This is a genomic window from Vibrio sp. V04_P4A5T148 (assembly GCF_963875605.1).
GTDB lineage: Bacteria > Pseudomonadota > Gammaproteobacteria > Enterobacterales > Vibrionaceae > Vibrio > Vibrio anguillarum.
In genome coordinates this window covers 24,631-40,380 of sequence record NZ_CAWNMS010000024.1, presented here as the reverse complement: position 1 = coordinate 40,380, position 15,750 = coordinate 24,631, and the positions used below count along the sequence as shown (strand labels likewise).

Annotated in this window: 11 protein-coding genes and 1 tRNA gene; 5 read left to right on the top strand and 7 right to left on the bottom strand. The window is 44.8% G+C overall.

Annotation, left to right across the window (positions count from 1 at the left end):
- Positions 1–28 precede the first annotated feature (28 nt).
- Positions 29–2,473, bottom strand: coding sequence for an acyl-CoA dehydrogenase FadE (gene fadE, locus AACT18_RS03380; RefSeq protein WP_094125181.1), 2,445 nt, complete (start codon positions 2,471–2,473; stop codon positions 29–31).
- A 347-nt stretch (positions 2,474–2,820) separates the two neighbouring features.
- On the opposite strand from fadE, the gene lpcA reads away from it, so the two are divergent.
- Both lpcA and AACT18_RS03370 read left to right on the top strand, forming a co-directional pair.
- Entirely contained in the window at positions 2,821–3,396 is a 576-nt protein-coding gene (gene lpcA / locus AACT18_RS03375) for a D-sedoheptulose 7-phosphate isomerase (protein ID WP_010320095.1), read from the top strand.
- Positions 3,397–3,460: 64 nt separating this feature from the next.
- A complete protein-coding gene (locus AACT18_RS03370; protein WP_094123761.1) occupies positions 3,461–4,294 on the top strand; it encodes a class II glutamine amidotransferase in 834 nt (277 codons plus the stop codon).
- Positions 4,295–4,404: 110 nt separating this feature from the next.
- On the opposite strand, the gene purN is transcribed toward AACT18_RS03370, so the two are convergent.
- Together purN and purM are read right to left on the bottom strand one after the other, a co-directional pair.
- Positions 4,405–5,046 (bottom strand): phosphoribosylglycinamide formyltransferase, encoded by a 642-nt coding sequence (gene purN / locus AACT18_RS03365; RefSeq protein ID WP_017047307.1) that lies wholly within the window; start codon positions 5,044–5,046, stop codon positions 4,405–4,407.
- 3 nt (positions 5,047–5,049) lie between these two features.
- On the bottom strand, positions 5,050–6,090 hold the full coding sequence (gene purM, locus AACT18_RS03360; protein WP_010320092.1) for a phosphoribosylformylglycinamidine cyclo-ligase: 1,041 nt from the start codon (positions 6,088–6,090) through the stop codon (positions 5,050–5,052).
- 168 nt (positions 6,091–6,258) lie between these two features.
- On the opposite strand from purM, the gene upp reads away from it, so the two are divergent.
- Positions 6,259–6,885, top strand: a complete 627-nt coding sequence (gene upp, locus AACT18_RS03355) for a uracil phosphoribosyltransferase (RefSeq protein ID WP_026027908.1) — start codon at positions 6,259–6,261, stop codon at positions 6,883–6,885.
- Between the two features lie 119 nt (positions 6,886–7,004).
- Here upp and rluF read toward each other — a convergent pair whose 3' ends face one another.
- Positions 7,005–7,982 carry a 23S rRNA pseudouridine(2604) synthase RluF gene (rluF, locus tag AACT18_RS03350; RefSeq protein ID WP_094125334.1) on the bottom strand — a complete coding sequence of 326 codons (978 nt, stop codon included), beginning with the start codon at positions 7,980–7,982 and terminating at the stop codon, positions 7,005–7,007.
- Positions 7,983–8,373: 391 nt separating this feature from the next.
- Complete coding sequence (locus AACT18_RS03345) at positions 8,374–8,514, bottom strand: DUF3149 domain-containing protein (RefSeq protein ID WP_010319399.1); 141 nt, start codon at positions 8,512–8,514, stop codon at positions 8,374–8,376.
- Between the two features lie 275 nt (positions 8,515–8,789).
- Here AACT18_RS03345 and AACT18_RS03340 point away from each other — a divergent pair.
- Both AACT18_RS03340 and AACT18_RS03335 read left to right on the top strand, forming a co-directional pair.
- A tRNA-Pro gene (locus AACT18_RS03340) sits at positions 8,790–8,866 on the top strand.
- Positions 8,867–9,809: 943 nt separating this feature from the next.
- Positions 9,810–12,461, top strand: coding sequence for a beta-N-acetylhexosaminidase (locus AACT18_RS03335; RefSeq protein ID WP_094125019.1), 2,652 nt, complete (start codon positions 9,810–9,812; stop codon positions 12,459–12,461).
- Positions 12,462–12,527: 66 nt separating this feature from the next.
- Here AACT18_RS03335 and AACT18_RS03330 read toward each other — a convergent pair whose 3' ends face one another.
- Together AACT18_RS03330 and AACT18_RS03325 are read right to left on the bottom strand one after the other, a co-directional pair.
- The gene (locus tag AACT18_RS03330) at positions 12,528–12,977 is read right to left on the bottom strand and encodes a DUF411 domain-containing protein (RefSeq protein ID WP_094125018.1); all 450 of its coding nucleotides are present in this window, start codon (positions 12,975–12,977) and stop codon (positions 12,528–12,530) included.
- Positions 12,978–12,990: 13 nt separating this feature from the next.
- A complete protein-coding gene (locus tag AACT18_RS03325) occupies positions 12,991–15,516 on the bottom strand; it encodes a heavy metal translocating P-type ATPase (protein ID WP_176428305.1) in 2,526 nt (841 codons plus the stop codon).
- Positions 15,517–15,750: the final 234 nt, after the last annotated feature.

Below are 15,750 nucleotides of genomic sequence, written 5' to 3'. Positions count from 1 at the left end.
AACGCCCTTTGACATTCAATAGATTGACTTACGCAACATCATTCATTGCCGGATATTGAGGCTTTGCGGCCAGTTCCTGTGGCGCAAAATCATCGACATTAATGGTATACAAACGATGAGCCTCAGCTTCCGTTAATAGCTGTGCTTCTTGTTCGGTTAGAATTTTTTGTTGTAAGCCAATGGCAGCCACTTCATCTAAACGCAAAAATGGACGGCGTTGATTGGTGACGCTGCACACTTTATCGAACAAAGGCTCTGCACGTAAAATGATGTCCAGTGCTTGTTCAATCTTACCCGCCGCATTATGCGCCGTTGGGGCGAGATATTGGTTGCGACCAATGCGTGAACGAGTTTCACTCGGTGTTTGCAGGATCTGCGCAACTTGGCTATCTAATTTATCGCTAGGTGCTTTGCGTACTCGACCAATCGGCATCAACAATATACGAAGTACCTTACCAATCGCTTTATTCGGGAAGTTGGCTAAGAATTCATCAATGGCGACTTCCGTCTGCTTCAAACTGTCTTGCAGACCCCAATGAACCAAAGGAAGATCCTCCACGGGACGACAATCATTTTCAAAACGCTTAAGTGTGGCAGAACTGAGGTAGAGTTGGCTCAAAATATCGCCAAGGCGTGCTGACAAACGCTCTTTACGTTTGAGAGAGCCTCCCAATACAGCCATCGAAATATCAGAAAGCAGTGCTAAGTTAGCGCTGTAACGGTTTAGTTGTTGATAGTAGCGTTTGGTTGCATCATTAGTCGGTGCAGATGAACCAAAACCATCGGTAACACCAAACCAAATACTGCGCACAAGATTACTCATGGTGAAGCTGACGTGACCTGCAAGAGCGGCGTCAAATTTCTCAACGGCATCAGAATCTTGTGAATAAGCGGCGTTCATTTCTTCTAAAACATAAGGATGACAACGGATAGCGCCTTGACCAAAGATGATCATTGAGCGAGTCAGAATATTGGCCCCTTCGACGGTTACGGCAATCGGTGCACCTTGGTAGCTGCGAGCTAAAAAGTTAGCAGGACCAATACAAATGCCTTTCCCGCCCACGATATCCATTGCATCAATAATGCTGCGTTGACCACGGTGGGTACAGTGGTATTTGACTATAGCGGAAATGACCGAGGGTTTTTCGCCCAGATCAATACCAGCTACGGTTAAATTGCTCGCCGCATCCATCACATAAGCGTTACCACCTAAACGTGCTAATGGCTCTTCGACACCTTCCATATGGCCAATTGGTTGCTTAAATTGACGACGAATCCGAGCGTAAGCTCCTGTTGCTAGCGCCGCAGTTTTAATTCCGCCCGTCGAGTTAGAAGGTAACGTAATGCCACGTCCAACCGATAAACACTCTACAAGCATACGCCAGCCTTGTCCTGCCATGCTTGGTCCGCCAATAATGAAATCAAGCGGCACAAATAAGTCGTTAGCACGTGTCGGACCATTTTGGAATGGAACGTTCAATGGCATGTGGCGATTGCCAATTTCAACTCCTTTTAAGTGGGTTGGGATGAGCGCACAAGTGATGCCAAGCTCTGTTTTATCCCCAAGTAAGCCGTCAGGATCGCGCAGTTTGAATGCTAGGCCTAATACGGTTGCAACCGGGGCGAGCGTGATGTAGCGCTTGTTCCACGTTAGGCGCATCCCTAACACTTCTTTTCCTTCCCATTTCCCTTTACATACCACGCCAAAATCAGGAATTGAACCTGCATCGGAACCCGCTTCTGGGCTGGTTAATGCAAAGCAGGGAATCTCTTTACCTTCCGCTAAACGTGGCAGGTAATGGTTTTTCTGATCTTCAGTACCATAATGTTGTAAAAGTTCGCCCGGGCCTAAAGAGTTCGGTACACCAACGGTGGATGAAAGCACTCCAGATACACCCGTTAGCTTTTGTAGCACAATGGATTGTGCATAAGCTGAAAACTCCAAGCCGCCGTATTGTTTTTTAATGATCATGGCGAAGAATTTATGATCTTTTAAATATTGCCAAACCTCAGGAGGTAAGTCGGCTAATTCATGCGTAACTTGATAATCGCTAACCATGGCACACACTTCGTTGACTGGTCCATCAATAAAGGCTTGCTCTTGTGCACTTAATGTCGGCGCTGCAATTTTGTGTAGTTTGTTCCAGTTCGGTTTGCCTTTAAACAGTTCAGCTTCCCACCAAACGGTTCCTGCATCTAATGCCTCTTTTTCGGTTTGTGACATTGCTGGCAGCACTTTTTTGAACAGTGTTAATGCTTTTTCGCTAATCACGCTTTGACGGATAGAGGGAACGGCTAATAAAGCGATAGCCGCTAAATATAGCAACCATCCAATCACCCCGGTGTAATCCAGCAGGGTAAGAACCACCATGGTTACCGTTAGCGCAACTAATGCGCTAAAAAGTGACATTCGGTGGTAGAGGCACACACCGAACACGGTGAGAAAACCAAGTATAGAGAGCAAGATGTCCATAATTTCATTCCTTTGAGACTGTATTCACGCCATTGCGGCTGATTTTTGTCAGTGCATTGGGAAGTGTTGTTAGTCGTCTCGTTTGTGTAAGTGGTCTAACCAGTGCTAAGTGTAATCAAATTATTAACGAAATGTAAAACCTTGTATTGTTCAAAAAGTGATCCATGTAGGGCAAAACCTCAAAATAAACAACCCATAGAGGGCTTTCTGGAGTGGGAAGCGGGAGAAAACAACAATTCTTGAAGTCGAACTATCGACAGAAAGGATGGTTTGGGTAAACTCAAGCCTGTTACTGGCTCTTGATTGATGGAGCCTATCGGTAAACAGATTAAAAAGAGAATATATCTATGTACCAGGATTTAATTAAAAGTGAATTGACCGAAGCGGCTGACGTGCTAAACAAATTTCTTAATGATGAGCATAACATCGCTCAAATTGAGGCCGCCGCAAAACTGATTGCCGACTCATTTAAGCAAGGCGGGAAAGTGCTCTCTTGCGGTAATGGCGGTTCCCACTGTGATGCAATGCACTTTGCTGAAGAGCTAACGGGGCGCTATCGCGAGAATCGTCCGGGTTATCCTGGTATTGCTATTTCAGATCCAAGCCATTTGTCTTGCGTTAGCAATGATTTTGGTTACGATTTTGTATTCTCTCGCTATGTGGAAGCGGTGGGTTCAAAAGGCGATGTCCTGTTTGGCCTATCGACTTCTGGTAACTCGGGGAACATTTTGAAAGCGATTGAAGCGGCCCAAGCCAAAGGGATGAAGACCATTGCACTGACCGGTAAAGACGGTGGGAAAATGGCAGGTTTAGCGGATATCGAGATTCGTGTCCCGCACTTCGGCTACGCGGATCGTATCCAAGAAATCCATATCAAGATCATCCACATCGTTATCCAACTGATTGAAAAAGAGATGGCGTAAGAAAGTTCAACACCGTTCTTTTCTTTTAATGTGTTTGTGGTTGCAAAAGGGAGTGCATTAAACCATGTGTGAATTGCTCGGTATGAGTGCCAATGTGCCGACTGATATTTGCTTTAGTTTTACTGGGTTGATTCAGCGTGGCGGCAACACGGGGCCGCATCGTGATGGTTGGGGAATCACTTTCTATGAAGGGAAGGGTTTTCGCACCTTTAAAGACCCTAACCCTAGCTTTCAGTCAAAAATTGCAGAGCTTGTGCAGAGTTACCCTATAAAAAGTCGGGCAGTGGTTAGCCATATTCGTCAAGCAAATCGGGGTGGGGTGAATTTGGAAAATACTCACCCATTCACTCGAGAATTGTGGGGGAGATATTGGACGTTCGCTCACAATGGACAATTGGCTGATCATCAGCAGCTAGAAACTGGGCGCTATCGCCCTGTTGGTGAAACCGATAGCGAGCAAGCTTTCTGTTGGTTGTTAAAGCAGTTAGAAGCGCGTTATCCTGAACCGCCTCAAGATATGCTCAGCATGTTTCAATTCGTTGCGAAGTGTTGCGATCAACTTAAGCAGCAAGGTGTGTTTAATATGCTACTTTCTGACGGTGAGTTTGTGGTGACCTATTGCACGAATCATCTGTACTGGATTACTCGACGTGCCCCCTTTGGGAAAGCAAGTTTACTTGATGAAGATGTCGAGATTAACTTCCAAGAAGAAACAACGCCTGATGATGTTGTGTCAGTGATTGCGACTCAGCCACTGACGGGAAATGAAACTTGGCAACGAATGAAGCCAGGCGAATATGCGATTTTCCATTATGGCGAATACGTTGATGGCAATGCGCAGTTCTTAGCTGACATTCCGTTTGCCGCGGCAAAGCCAAGCTGCCAAGCACCCATTTAAGTTTTGTATTCTTAAGCTTGTCTATTTACTGCTGTTTGAATTGTATTTGAGATGACAATAAAAAAGGTTGCTGTTGAGGCAACCTTTTTCGCACTATTTAGAGATACGATTTATTCATCGAAAGCATAACCATGCATGCCAAGTAATTGTCCATCTAAATAGGCTTTACCTTCACGCATTTCCAAGCGTCCTTCAACGAACCATTGTGCCACTAGTGGGTAAATTCGATACTCTTGAGCTTGGACACGTTGAGTCAGAATCTCAACGGTATCTTCATCAAAAATAGGCACTTTTGCTTGTAGAATGACTGGGCCACCATCAAGTTGTTCAGTCACAAAATGCACACTGGTGCCATGCTCTTCATCACCTGCGTGAATCGCGCGTTGGTAGGTATTCAACCCAGGATATTTAGGAAGTAAAGAAGGATGAATATTGAGCATCCGTCCTAAATAGTGACGCACAAACTCACCACTCAGAATACGCATGTAGCCAGCAAGAATGATTAAGTCAGGCGCGTATTGGTCAATTTTCTCCATCAATACCGCATCAAACGCATCTCGCGTGTCAAAGGCATTTGGGTCAATATGCACCGCCGCCGCACCTGCTTTTTTAGCTCGTTCTAAGCCATAAGCAGTTGCTTTGTTTGAAAAAACAGCCGTTACTTTGCCATCTTTAATTTTCGTTTCACACGCATCAAGGATAGCCTGTAAGTTGGTGCCATTTCCTGAAACTAAAACAACAATACTTTTCATCAGTTATTTGATCTCTACTTGCTCTTCATCGAGTTGAGCTTCAGCAATATGACCGATAACCCACGCATTTTCGCCTTCCGCTTGCAGTAATTGAACTGCCGCTTGTGCTTGATCCATTGGAAGCGCAACAATCAGTCCGACACCACAGTTAAATGTGCGGTACATTTCGTGAGTGGTTACATTCCCTTTTTCTTGCAGCCATTGGAAAATAATTGGCCATTCCCAGCTATTGCCGTCAATCACCGCTTTCGTCCCTTGCGGAAGAACGCGAGGAATGTTTTCCCAGAAACCACCGCCAGTAATGTGTGAAATGGCGTGAATATCGTGCTCGGCGATCATTTTAAGTGCTGATTTGATGTAAATTTTGGTTGGTGTCAGTAAGTGCTCACCAATCGTTTTGCCAGCCAAGTCTTCATTTTTGTCGGCACCTGATACTTCGAGGATCTTGCGAACTAATGAATAGCCGTTTGAGTGGGGGCCGCTAGAGCCAACCGCAATCAGAGCATCACCTGCTGCTACTTTTGAGCCATCGATGATCTCTTCTTTTTCAACCACACCGACACAAAAGCCAGCGACATCGTAATCTTCACCTTCGTACATACCCGGCATTTCAGCGGTTTCACCACCGATCAAAGCGCAACCTGCTTGCACACAACCATCGGCAATACCCGACACCACATCAGCAGCTGTATCTACATCCAATTTGCCCGTGGCGTAGTAGTCCAAAAAGAAAAGCGGTTCAGCACCTTGAACAATCAAATCGTTAACACACATTGCAACCAAGTCAATGCCAATGGTGTCGTGCTTATTCATATCCAATGCGAGGCGAAGTTTTGTGCCAACTCCATCGGTGCCAGAGACTAAAACAGGATGTTTATATTTGGTTGGTAGCTCGCAAAGCGCGCCAAAACCACCAATGCCACCCATAACTTCAGGGCGACGAGTGCGTTTGACGGCGCCTTTAATTCGTTCAACAAGTGCATTGCCTGCATCAATATCTACGCCAGCATCTTTGTAACTAAGAGAAGTGTTATTACCGCTCACGGGGAAGTCCTCGGTCATAAGTTGGATATGAAAACGGCGCTATTCTAACAGGGCTTAAAACAAAAAGGAAAACGTTTGCGTCAGTTTTTTTGTTTATAATTGGCACTGAAATTAGCATAAAAAGTGTGTACAATTCGAAGGTTTGTTTAAATGTCGTCGGAGATGAAAATGAAAGTTGTTGAAGTTAAACACCCTCTAGTTAAGCACAAACTTGGGTTAATGAGGGAAGGGGATATCAGCACTAAGCGTTTTCGTGAGTTAGCTACAGAAGTGGGTAGCCTACTAACTTATGAAGCAACCTCAGACTTTGAAACAGAAAAAGTGACGATTGAAGGCTGGAATGGCCCAGTTGAAATTGATCAAGTCAAAGGTAAAAAAGTAACGGTAGTACCTATTTTGCGTGCTGGTCTTGGCATGATGGACGGCGTTTTGGAGCACATTCCAAGTGCGCGGATTAGTGTTGTTGGCATCTATCGTGATGAAGAAACGCTTGAGCCTGTCCCTTATTTCAACAAACTCGCTTCTAATATTGAGGAGCGAATTGCGCTTGTGGTTGACCCAATGCTGGCAACTGGCGGTTCCATGATTGCGACGATCGATTTGCTCAAGGAGCGCGGCTGTAACCAATTTAAAATTCTCGTTTTAGTTGCAGCGCCTGAAGGCATCGCGGCGTTAGAAAAAGCGCACCCTGATGTTGAGCTCTATACGGCGGCAATTGATGAGAAATTGAATGATAAAGGTTATATCGTTCCTGGTCTTGGCGATGCTGGTGATAAGATTTTTGGTACGAAATAAGCGTTAATTTTATACTGTCTTAAAGGAGAAACGAAAGTTTCTCCTTTTTTATAGTTGCTTCAGTGATGCGTCATTACGGTCATTTTATTGCTCAACAGAATTAACGCATTGTTCGATGATTATTTTTTAAGGCTTAACGTACTGCTTTTTCTGTGGCTATTAGCTGGCGCACCTTGTGATGAATTTGTGGGTCGGCGCGGTGCTCTTTTTGTATTTGGAGCATGGCGAAACTCATCGGCATTGCGTCCTTGGAACGTTTTTGGCTTTTGATTTCTGCGTGCCGTCGAGGTTTGATTTTGCTCACGACTATCAAACAGTTTTGCATCGGTAGCTTTGCGAATACGCTTACCCGTCACATCAAGCTTGGACGCGCCTTCCGTACCGCAAGAACTCTCACACATTGCTAATATTTCAGCGACTTCCTCGTCGCTTAAATAACGCCATTCACCATTCGGGATACCGTCTAGGCTGATGTTCATAATACGAACTCGGCGTAGTTTAAACACTTCGTAACCTAAGGCCTCACACATACGACGAATTTGACGGTTTAACCCTTGTGTTAACACAATTCTAAAGGAGAACTTCGTTTCTTGGGTTACTTTGCAAGGCAGTGTCACCGTATCAAGAATTTCCACACCAGAGGCCATCTTATGTAGAAATTCGTCGGTGATGGGTCTATCTACTCGGACGACGTACTCTTTTTCATGGTTATTACCAGCACGTAATATCTTATTGACTATGTCACCATCGTTAGTCAGAAAGATCAGTCCATCTGATGGTTTATCTAATCGACCTATCGGGAAAATACGTTTGTGGTGGCCAATAAAATCAACAATGTTACCTGGAATATCGCGCTCTGTTGTGCAGGTGATTCCAGTCGGTTTGTTAAGGGCAATATATATCGGTTTTTCTTTTGATTTTAATGGATTACCATCAATGCAAACATCATCGTTTGGCGTGACTTTAGTGCCCATTTCCGGCAATAGTCCATTGATGGTTACTCGGCCTTGTTCAATTAACTTATCGGCCTCTCGACGAGAACAGAAACCAGTTTCACTGATGTATTTGTTTAAACGAATGGTGGCTTGTTGTGACATAGATTGCTCTTACGTTTCCCAACGGCGGTGAATAAAAAGAAAGCAACACTCTAAGTGTTGCCTATTAACGTTGCTATATTTTAGCAGTTAATATTAATTAACCAAGGCGTTTTTAATGACACTCATGGTTTCCAGCCTTTCCCCATCACTTTTCCTCAACAAGATATAGACGGCATTGACGTCTTTATTTATGCGCTGAGGGAATACTCTTATTTGCATGAAAAAATGGAAACTATTTTGAGACAGGTGTTCTTATCGAACCGCTCTTGAGTAGCTGAATGATGCCATTCATCAAAAAGATAGAGTTATTAACGCGATAAAAAACCGGAGCAGACAGATAATCCACCCCGGTGCATAGCGTCACACTATTTTTCAATAGGTGCTAAGCGATCTAGTGAGGAGATTTGTCATTCATCACTTTATAAATGAAGAAACCGCCATAAAACAGCATAAGACCAAAAGCACCAAAGATTACTATCATTGAAGATAGTCCCACAGCATTACCAAATAGGAGATCAAGCCAAAAGTCCATGTTTCCTCCAAAGTTTCGAAGACACAGCCAAGTTAAAGTTTGCTCTGTTTGCTGACACTGATCTGGATCAATTATGTTGCATAGGTTAACTTGATGTTTCTATTGGTGTGTAATTAGTCACGTTTTTATGTGTATTTGATGGTGATTTAGCCAATGAGTTTGTTATTTGATGGAAATAAGATTAAAGGCTTGCGTCTTAGTTTTAGATGAGTAATATACGCATCCGTTCTAGGCAAAAAGCTCGGAACTGCTCGCTAAGTGCAGAGCAAAAATTTCGGTGAATAGCGCAGCTTGGTAGCGCATCTGGTTTGGGACCAGAGGGTCGGGGGTTCGAATCCCTCTTCACCGACCATATTTAAAAGCCTCGCAGTAATGCGGGGCTTTGTTACATTTGGAAGCGGTAAGTTTTTTCGTTACCAAAGAGAAAGGGGTTCGCCTCTTTCATTATCTGGCTCTTCACCGACCACATTAAAAGCCTCGCAGTAATGCGAGGCTTTGTTGCATTTGGAAGCGGTAAGTTTTCGTTACCAAAGAGAAAAGGGTTCGCCTCTTTCACTATCTGGCTCTTCACCGACCACATTAAAGGCCTCGCAGTAATGCGGGGCTTTGTTGCATTTGGAAGCGGTAAGTTTTTTCGTTACCAAAGAGAAAAGGGTTCGCCTCTTTCACTATCTGGCTCTTCACCGACCACATTAAAGGCCTCGCAGTAATGTGAGGCTTTGTTACATCTGGATGTGATCATTTTCATTACCAAAGAGAAAGGGTTTTCCTTTTCCTCTTTCTCTATCAGGCTCTTTCACTGTCCACCCTTCACAGAGTAAATTCAACTATTGAAAATAGCAGTCAATATTCCACGATAATAAATAGCATTAGGATGTGTATAAAACGTCACTTTAGCGCATTTTGACGTTTGATGAGTCATTACAATTTATGACCTATATCACGATTTAACCTGCCAAATCCCTTTAATGAACTTCTCGCCTTGTAGTGAGTAGTGATCTCTATTCATAAATTCATTTTTGTTATGCATTTTTATGTGATCTTTCTCAAGTTAAACTCGTCAAATAATAAATTACGGTTTTGACGTTAATTTTAATTTGTTGATTTTAAATGGTTTTATTCTGATTGTGTTTTAGGGAATTTGAACTGGATCACTTCGTGTAGCTAATTATTTTACGCTTAGAAATAACTCCTTGTATGGTGAATGCCTTAGGTCACAAGCCTTTATGCTTGTTGCTGTTTTGAGTCCTTTTAACAGGATATTGGGTTTTTATTTTAAAGGTAGGGTGAGTCAAATGTTGAAACCTAGTTTGATTGCTGTTTCGGTTATCGCCACATTATCAGGTTGCTCTTTGTTGCAATCACCAGAGCAGAAAGTAGTCGATGCGCTGGCGGAAAATTTGGATATTCATTACACCGTAGTAACCAATCACGGGGCAGATGAAGGATTGGCATGTCAGGCTCTCGAAGCGGAATGGGCATCGTGTAATAAAGTGAACATGACCTTGGTTAACCAAGGTGAAGCCGTGAATTCAAAGCAGTGGGCTATCTATTTCCACAGCATTCGACTGATTCTGGATGTTGAAAATGATCAATTCAAAATTACCCGTTTAACGGGTGATTTACATAAGCTTGAACCTACTGATAAATTTGATGGTTTTGCTGCGGGCGAAGAGGTTGTTTTGCCTCTGGTCGCTGAGTATTGGCAGTTGTTTGAAACGGACTTTATGCCGCGTGCATTCGTTGCGGCGCCCAATACAGAGCCTAAACTTATTGTATCTCTCAATACAGAGGACACGTCGTCATTTGTGCGTGGGCTTGAGGGCGACAATATAAAACGCACCACCAGCGATAATAATGTGTTTGCCACGGCCATCAGCCGATTTGAGAGAAATAGCGATGTATCACTGCAAGATGTATCAACGGCTCTGTTACCAACGCCTCTAAAAACAACGCTTGGTCAAGGTGTTGTTGACATTACTCGTGGCCTTAAGCTTGATGTGAAGGACTTTGCGACGGATCAGTTTTCAGCATTGCAGGCGCGTGCTAAAACGATTGGGCTGAAGCTTGATGGAGAGTTGGCGGTTGGTGTTGCGATTACACCGAGCGAATTTTCTGACCAGATGGCGACATCGGGTGCTTATGAGTTGGAGATTGCACCGAATGCTATCTCTATTCGTGCATTTGATGAGGCGGGAGCTTTCTACGCCGTTCAATCTATTTTGGGTTTAGTGGATAGCCAGAATGTCACAGCGCTGCCAGCGATCCGCATCGAAGATGCTCCACGTTTTGATTACCGTAGTGTGATGGTGGATGTCGCACGTAACTTCCATTCTAAGCAAGCGATTTTGGCCACGTTAGATCAAATGGCGGCTTATAAGATGAATAAATTACATCTTCATTTGACCGATGATGAAGGTTGGCGTTTAGAAATTCCGGGCTTACCTGAATTGACCGACATTGGTGGACAGCGCTGCTTTGATTTAGATGAGAAAAACTGCTTGCTGCCACAGCTTGGCTCCGGTCCAAATTCTGATAACTTTGGCTCGGGTTATTTTAGTCGAGCCGATTACATTGAAATCCTCAAGCACGCTAAAGCGCGCAATATTGAAGTGATCCCTGAAATTGATATGCCAGCCCATGCTCGCTCTGCGGTTGTTTCAATGGAGGCTCGTTTTGATCGTTTGAGCCAAGAGGGGAAAACCGAACAGGCTAGCCAGTATCGCTTGATGGATCCTCAAGACAGCTCCAATGTTACGACGGTTCAGTTTTATGATAAGCAGAGTTTTATTAACCCTTGTTTAGACTCGTCTAAACGTTTTGTGGATAAGGTGATCACTGAAGTGGCCTTGATGCACAGTGAGGCGGGCATGCCTTTATCGACTTGGCATTTTGGTGGCGATGAGGCGAAAAACATCAAATTGGGCGCGGGTTTCCAAGATATTAATGCGACGGAAAAAGTCAGTTGGAAAGGTAACTTAGATCTTTCACAACAAGATAAACCATTTGCGAAATCGCCACAGTGCCAAGCATTAGTCAGCCAAGGAGTAGTAAGTGACTTTGCTCATTTACCGAGTTATTTTGCTGAGCAAGTATCGGAAATTGTCGCCGATAAAGGGATTGAGAATTTCCAAGCATGGCAAGATGGCTTGAAATACAGCGAGGGAGAATCCTCTTTTGCCACGCGCAATACACGTGTGAACTTTTGGGATGTCCTCTATTGGGGCGGTACAAGCTCTGTTTATGAATGGGCAAAACAAGGTTACGACGTAATTGTTTCTAACCCTGATTATGTCTACATGGATATGCCTTATGAAGCGGATCCTAAAGAGCGCGGTTATTACTGGGCCACCCGTGCGACCGATACGCGCAAAATGTTTGGTTTTGCACCGGAAAATATGCCGCAAAACGCTGAAACTTCATTAGATCGTGATGGTAATGGTTTTGTCGGTAAAGGAGAGGTGACGTCGAAACCATTCTACGGCTTGTCAGCTCAATTGTGGTCAGAAACGGTTCGTAATGATGAGCAGTATGAGTATATGGTTTTCCCTCGAGTGTTGGCTGCCGCTGAACGTGCTTGGCATAAAGCGGAGTGGGAAAACGACTATAAAGTAGGGGTTGAATACTCTCAGCAAACGAACTTAGTCAATAAGTCTGCACTGAATCAAGATTGGACTCGTTTTGCTAATATTGTTGGGCAACGTGAGCTGGCGAAACTGGAAAAAGCTGGCATTGATTATCGCCTGCCAATTCCCGGAGCTAAGATTGAAGCGGGTAAATTGTCGATGAATTCGTCATTCCCAGGCGTTGAGCTGCAATACTCATTAGATGGTCAACAATGGCTTACTTACTCGAGCATCGAACAACCGAAGGTGTCCGGTGAGGTCTGGATCCGTTCTATTTCTGCTTCAGGCGAGCGAGTCAGCCGAGTAACTAGTGTTAAATAACTCGTAGCCATATCAATGCACCCAAATGAAAGCCTCCGCATCTGTCGGAGGCTTTATTACATAAAATCAATTACCTTCGTGGTGAGCAAACTCAAACACCTGACCTTGCTCGTTAAAAGCAAAAACCGAATAGGCTTCTTTCTTATCACCAGATTCCATACCTGGAGAACCGATTGGCATACCGGGCGCGGCTAACCCTTTGGCATTTTTCGGTGGATTAGCGAGAAAGGCTTGAATATCTGTGGCTGGAATGTGACCTTCGAAAACATAGCCGTCGATAACGGCTGTATGGCAAGAGGCGAGCTTGGGTGTAATGCCCAATTGTTGTTTTATCGCCGTCATATCTTCTTGCAATTGCTCGTTAACCTTAAATCCTGCTTGTTGCATGTGAGTGGACCACTCAGTACAGCAGCCACAATAAGGGGATTTGTAATTGGTCATCTCGGTCACCGTGGCGAATGCGGAGTAGCTCATAAGAGACAAGGTGCTAAGCATAGCGGCTGTGATCATTTTCATTTTTATCTAACCTCTAAGAGTGAAAAGGGGATTTAAATAGACGCAAGCGGTTAGCGTTGCTCACGACTGTGATTGAGGACAAAGCCATTGCCGCTCCTGCAACTACAGGGCTAAGTAAAAAGCCAAAAGCGGGATAAAGCACACCAGCGGCAATGGGAATGCCGAAGGTGTTATAAATAAACGCGCCCAATAGGTTCTGCTTCATGTTTTTTACTGTCGCTTTAGAAAGAGCGATAGCATTGACTACGGCAAGCGGTGAGGAGTTGAGCAATGTCATTTGCGCACTCTCTATTGCGACATCACTGCCACTGCCCATTGCGATACCAATATCGGCTTGCGCAAGGGCTGGCGCATCATTAATACCATCACCGACCATGGCGACGATTTGGCCTTTCTCTTGTAACTGCACGATTTTTTGTGCTTTTTGATCCGGAAGTACTTGAGCGATCACTTGCTGTATGCCTAGTTGTTTGGCGATTGCAGTGGCCACGCTTTGGTTATCTCCGGTTAGCATCACGGTACGAATGTTCATTTTGTTCAGTGTGCTGATAGCTTGTGCAGCGTTAGGTTTGATTGGATCAGCAATTGCGATGAGACCTTTGAGTTCACCGTTAATGGCAACCGCGACCGGCGTCCACGCTTGTTCTGCGTAGTGTTCAATGGTCGTTTGTGCTTGAGTAAGAGGAACGCCCAGTGACTCAAGGTGCGATAAAGAGGCAACGACGACGGAATCACCGCCAATATTAGCCATTAGCCCTTTGCCTCTTAGGTTGGTAAATTGCTCGACTTCGGCGCTGGTTGATACCAGCGGTTGCGCATAATGGCAGATAGCCTTGCCAAGAGGATGTTCAGAGCGCAGTTCCAAAGCGTAAACAAGGGTTAACAATTTGCTATCTTCAATTCCCCACGTGACTAAGTTCTGAACAGTTGGTTTACCTTGAGTGAGCGTACCTGTCTTATCAAATACTACAGTGGTGATTTTGCTTGCCGATTGCAATACATTGGCATCTCTGATCAAAATACCCATTTCAGCGGCTTTACCAACTCCTACCGTAACCGAGAGTGGAGTAGCTAAACCCAAGGCACAAGGGCAAGCAATGATCAATACTGTTGTCGCAACCACTAGCATATAACTGGCCTTAGGTTCAGGGCCTACAAAGTACCAAATCAGAGCAGAAAACAGGGCAATCATAACCACTGTCGGTACAAAAATAGCGGATATCTGATCTGCCAGTTTGGCAATGGCTGGTTTACTGCTTTGCGCCTGACGCACCATTTGGATGATGCGCGAGAGCATGGTTTGCGCCCCTACGCCAGTGGCTTCGATGACTAAGCTGCCATCATGATTGATGGTGCCTGCCGCAATGGCATCGCCTGCCACTTTTAGGACGGGGATCGGCTCACCAGTGAGCATGGACTCATCAACATAAGATTCACCGCTGAGGACTTTGCCGTCTATCGGCACTTTTTCTCCCGGTTTTATGCGTAGTTGCATGCCAAGTTGTACTAATTCAACCGCAATCTGTTGATCGCCTTGCGCCGTGATGCGTGTTGCTTGTTGTGGCTGCAAGTTAATTAGGGCTTGCAAGGATTGGGTTGTCTTTGCTTTGGCTTTCGCCTCAATGTAGTGGCCCAGTGAAATCAAACCGATAATCATCGCGCTGGCTTCAAAATAAACATGACGCGAGGCGACGGGAAACCAAGTTGGGTAAATCACTACCAACATTGAATAGGCCCAAGCCGCTCCGGTTCCTAGGGCAACTAAGCTATCCATGGTGGCGCGCCTATGGGTTAACGCAAGCCAAGCATGGCTAAAAAAGTGGCGGCCAGCGGTGGCCAATAGGGCTAAGCACACAATGCCGATAACGCCCCAGTATATTTGCTGCTGAGTGGTCACAATCATCATGCTGCCACCAAGAAGGCCCCAGAGCATTAACGGAATACCCATTATTAAACCTAGTAATGCATTGGTTTTATGTTGCTTTTGTAAATCAAGTGATTGCTGTTTTTGTTTTTCTTGCTGTTGGGCTGGATCATCGACTCGCTCTGCACGGTAGCCTGCATGAGTAATGGCATTGAGCAATTGCAGTTCAAGGTCAGCGATATCTGCTTGCGAGAGCACTAAGGCGCTTTGTTCAGCTAAATTGATTTGCGCTTTTTGTACACCGTTAACGCTTAGAAGTGCTTTTTCCACCGAAGAAACACAGCTTGCGCAAGTCATTCCTTGGATCAGTAAGTGGGTACTAACCAAACCCGTTGTTGAGACTTCTGTCTCTTGTGCGAGTGGCTGTGTATCGCTAACCAAGGTTGTGGGTTGCGATGAGGGCAGAGGATCGCTGTTCGTGCTGAGCAAGGCTTGATAGCCTAAGGATTCGATAGCGGCGATGAGTTCACTTAAAGAGGCCGAAGTGCTCAGTTCGATGAATGTGGGTGACAGCTGGTGGATTTGTACCTCAAATTCTTGCTTGAGATGCTGCTCAAGTTTCTTCGCGCACCCCATGCATTTCAGCCCTGATAAAGGCAATTGAAAGCGTTTCATTGATAAATTCCCCGTAAACCAACTCAATAGCTAGAAGCATAAACCTTACCTTTAGGGCAAGGTCAAGTTCCACTAAAGGAAAGTTAAGCGAATTTTAAGCGTTATTCTTGAGCGCAGAAAAACGAAAGGCAATCGAGGATTGTAGATTTAGCCGTCAGTGGTAAAATGTCGCCACTTTTTATCCTGGTACTTGCAGTGGACATGTTCTCCGCTGTCTTTTTATCCCTAAGGAAA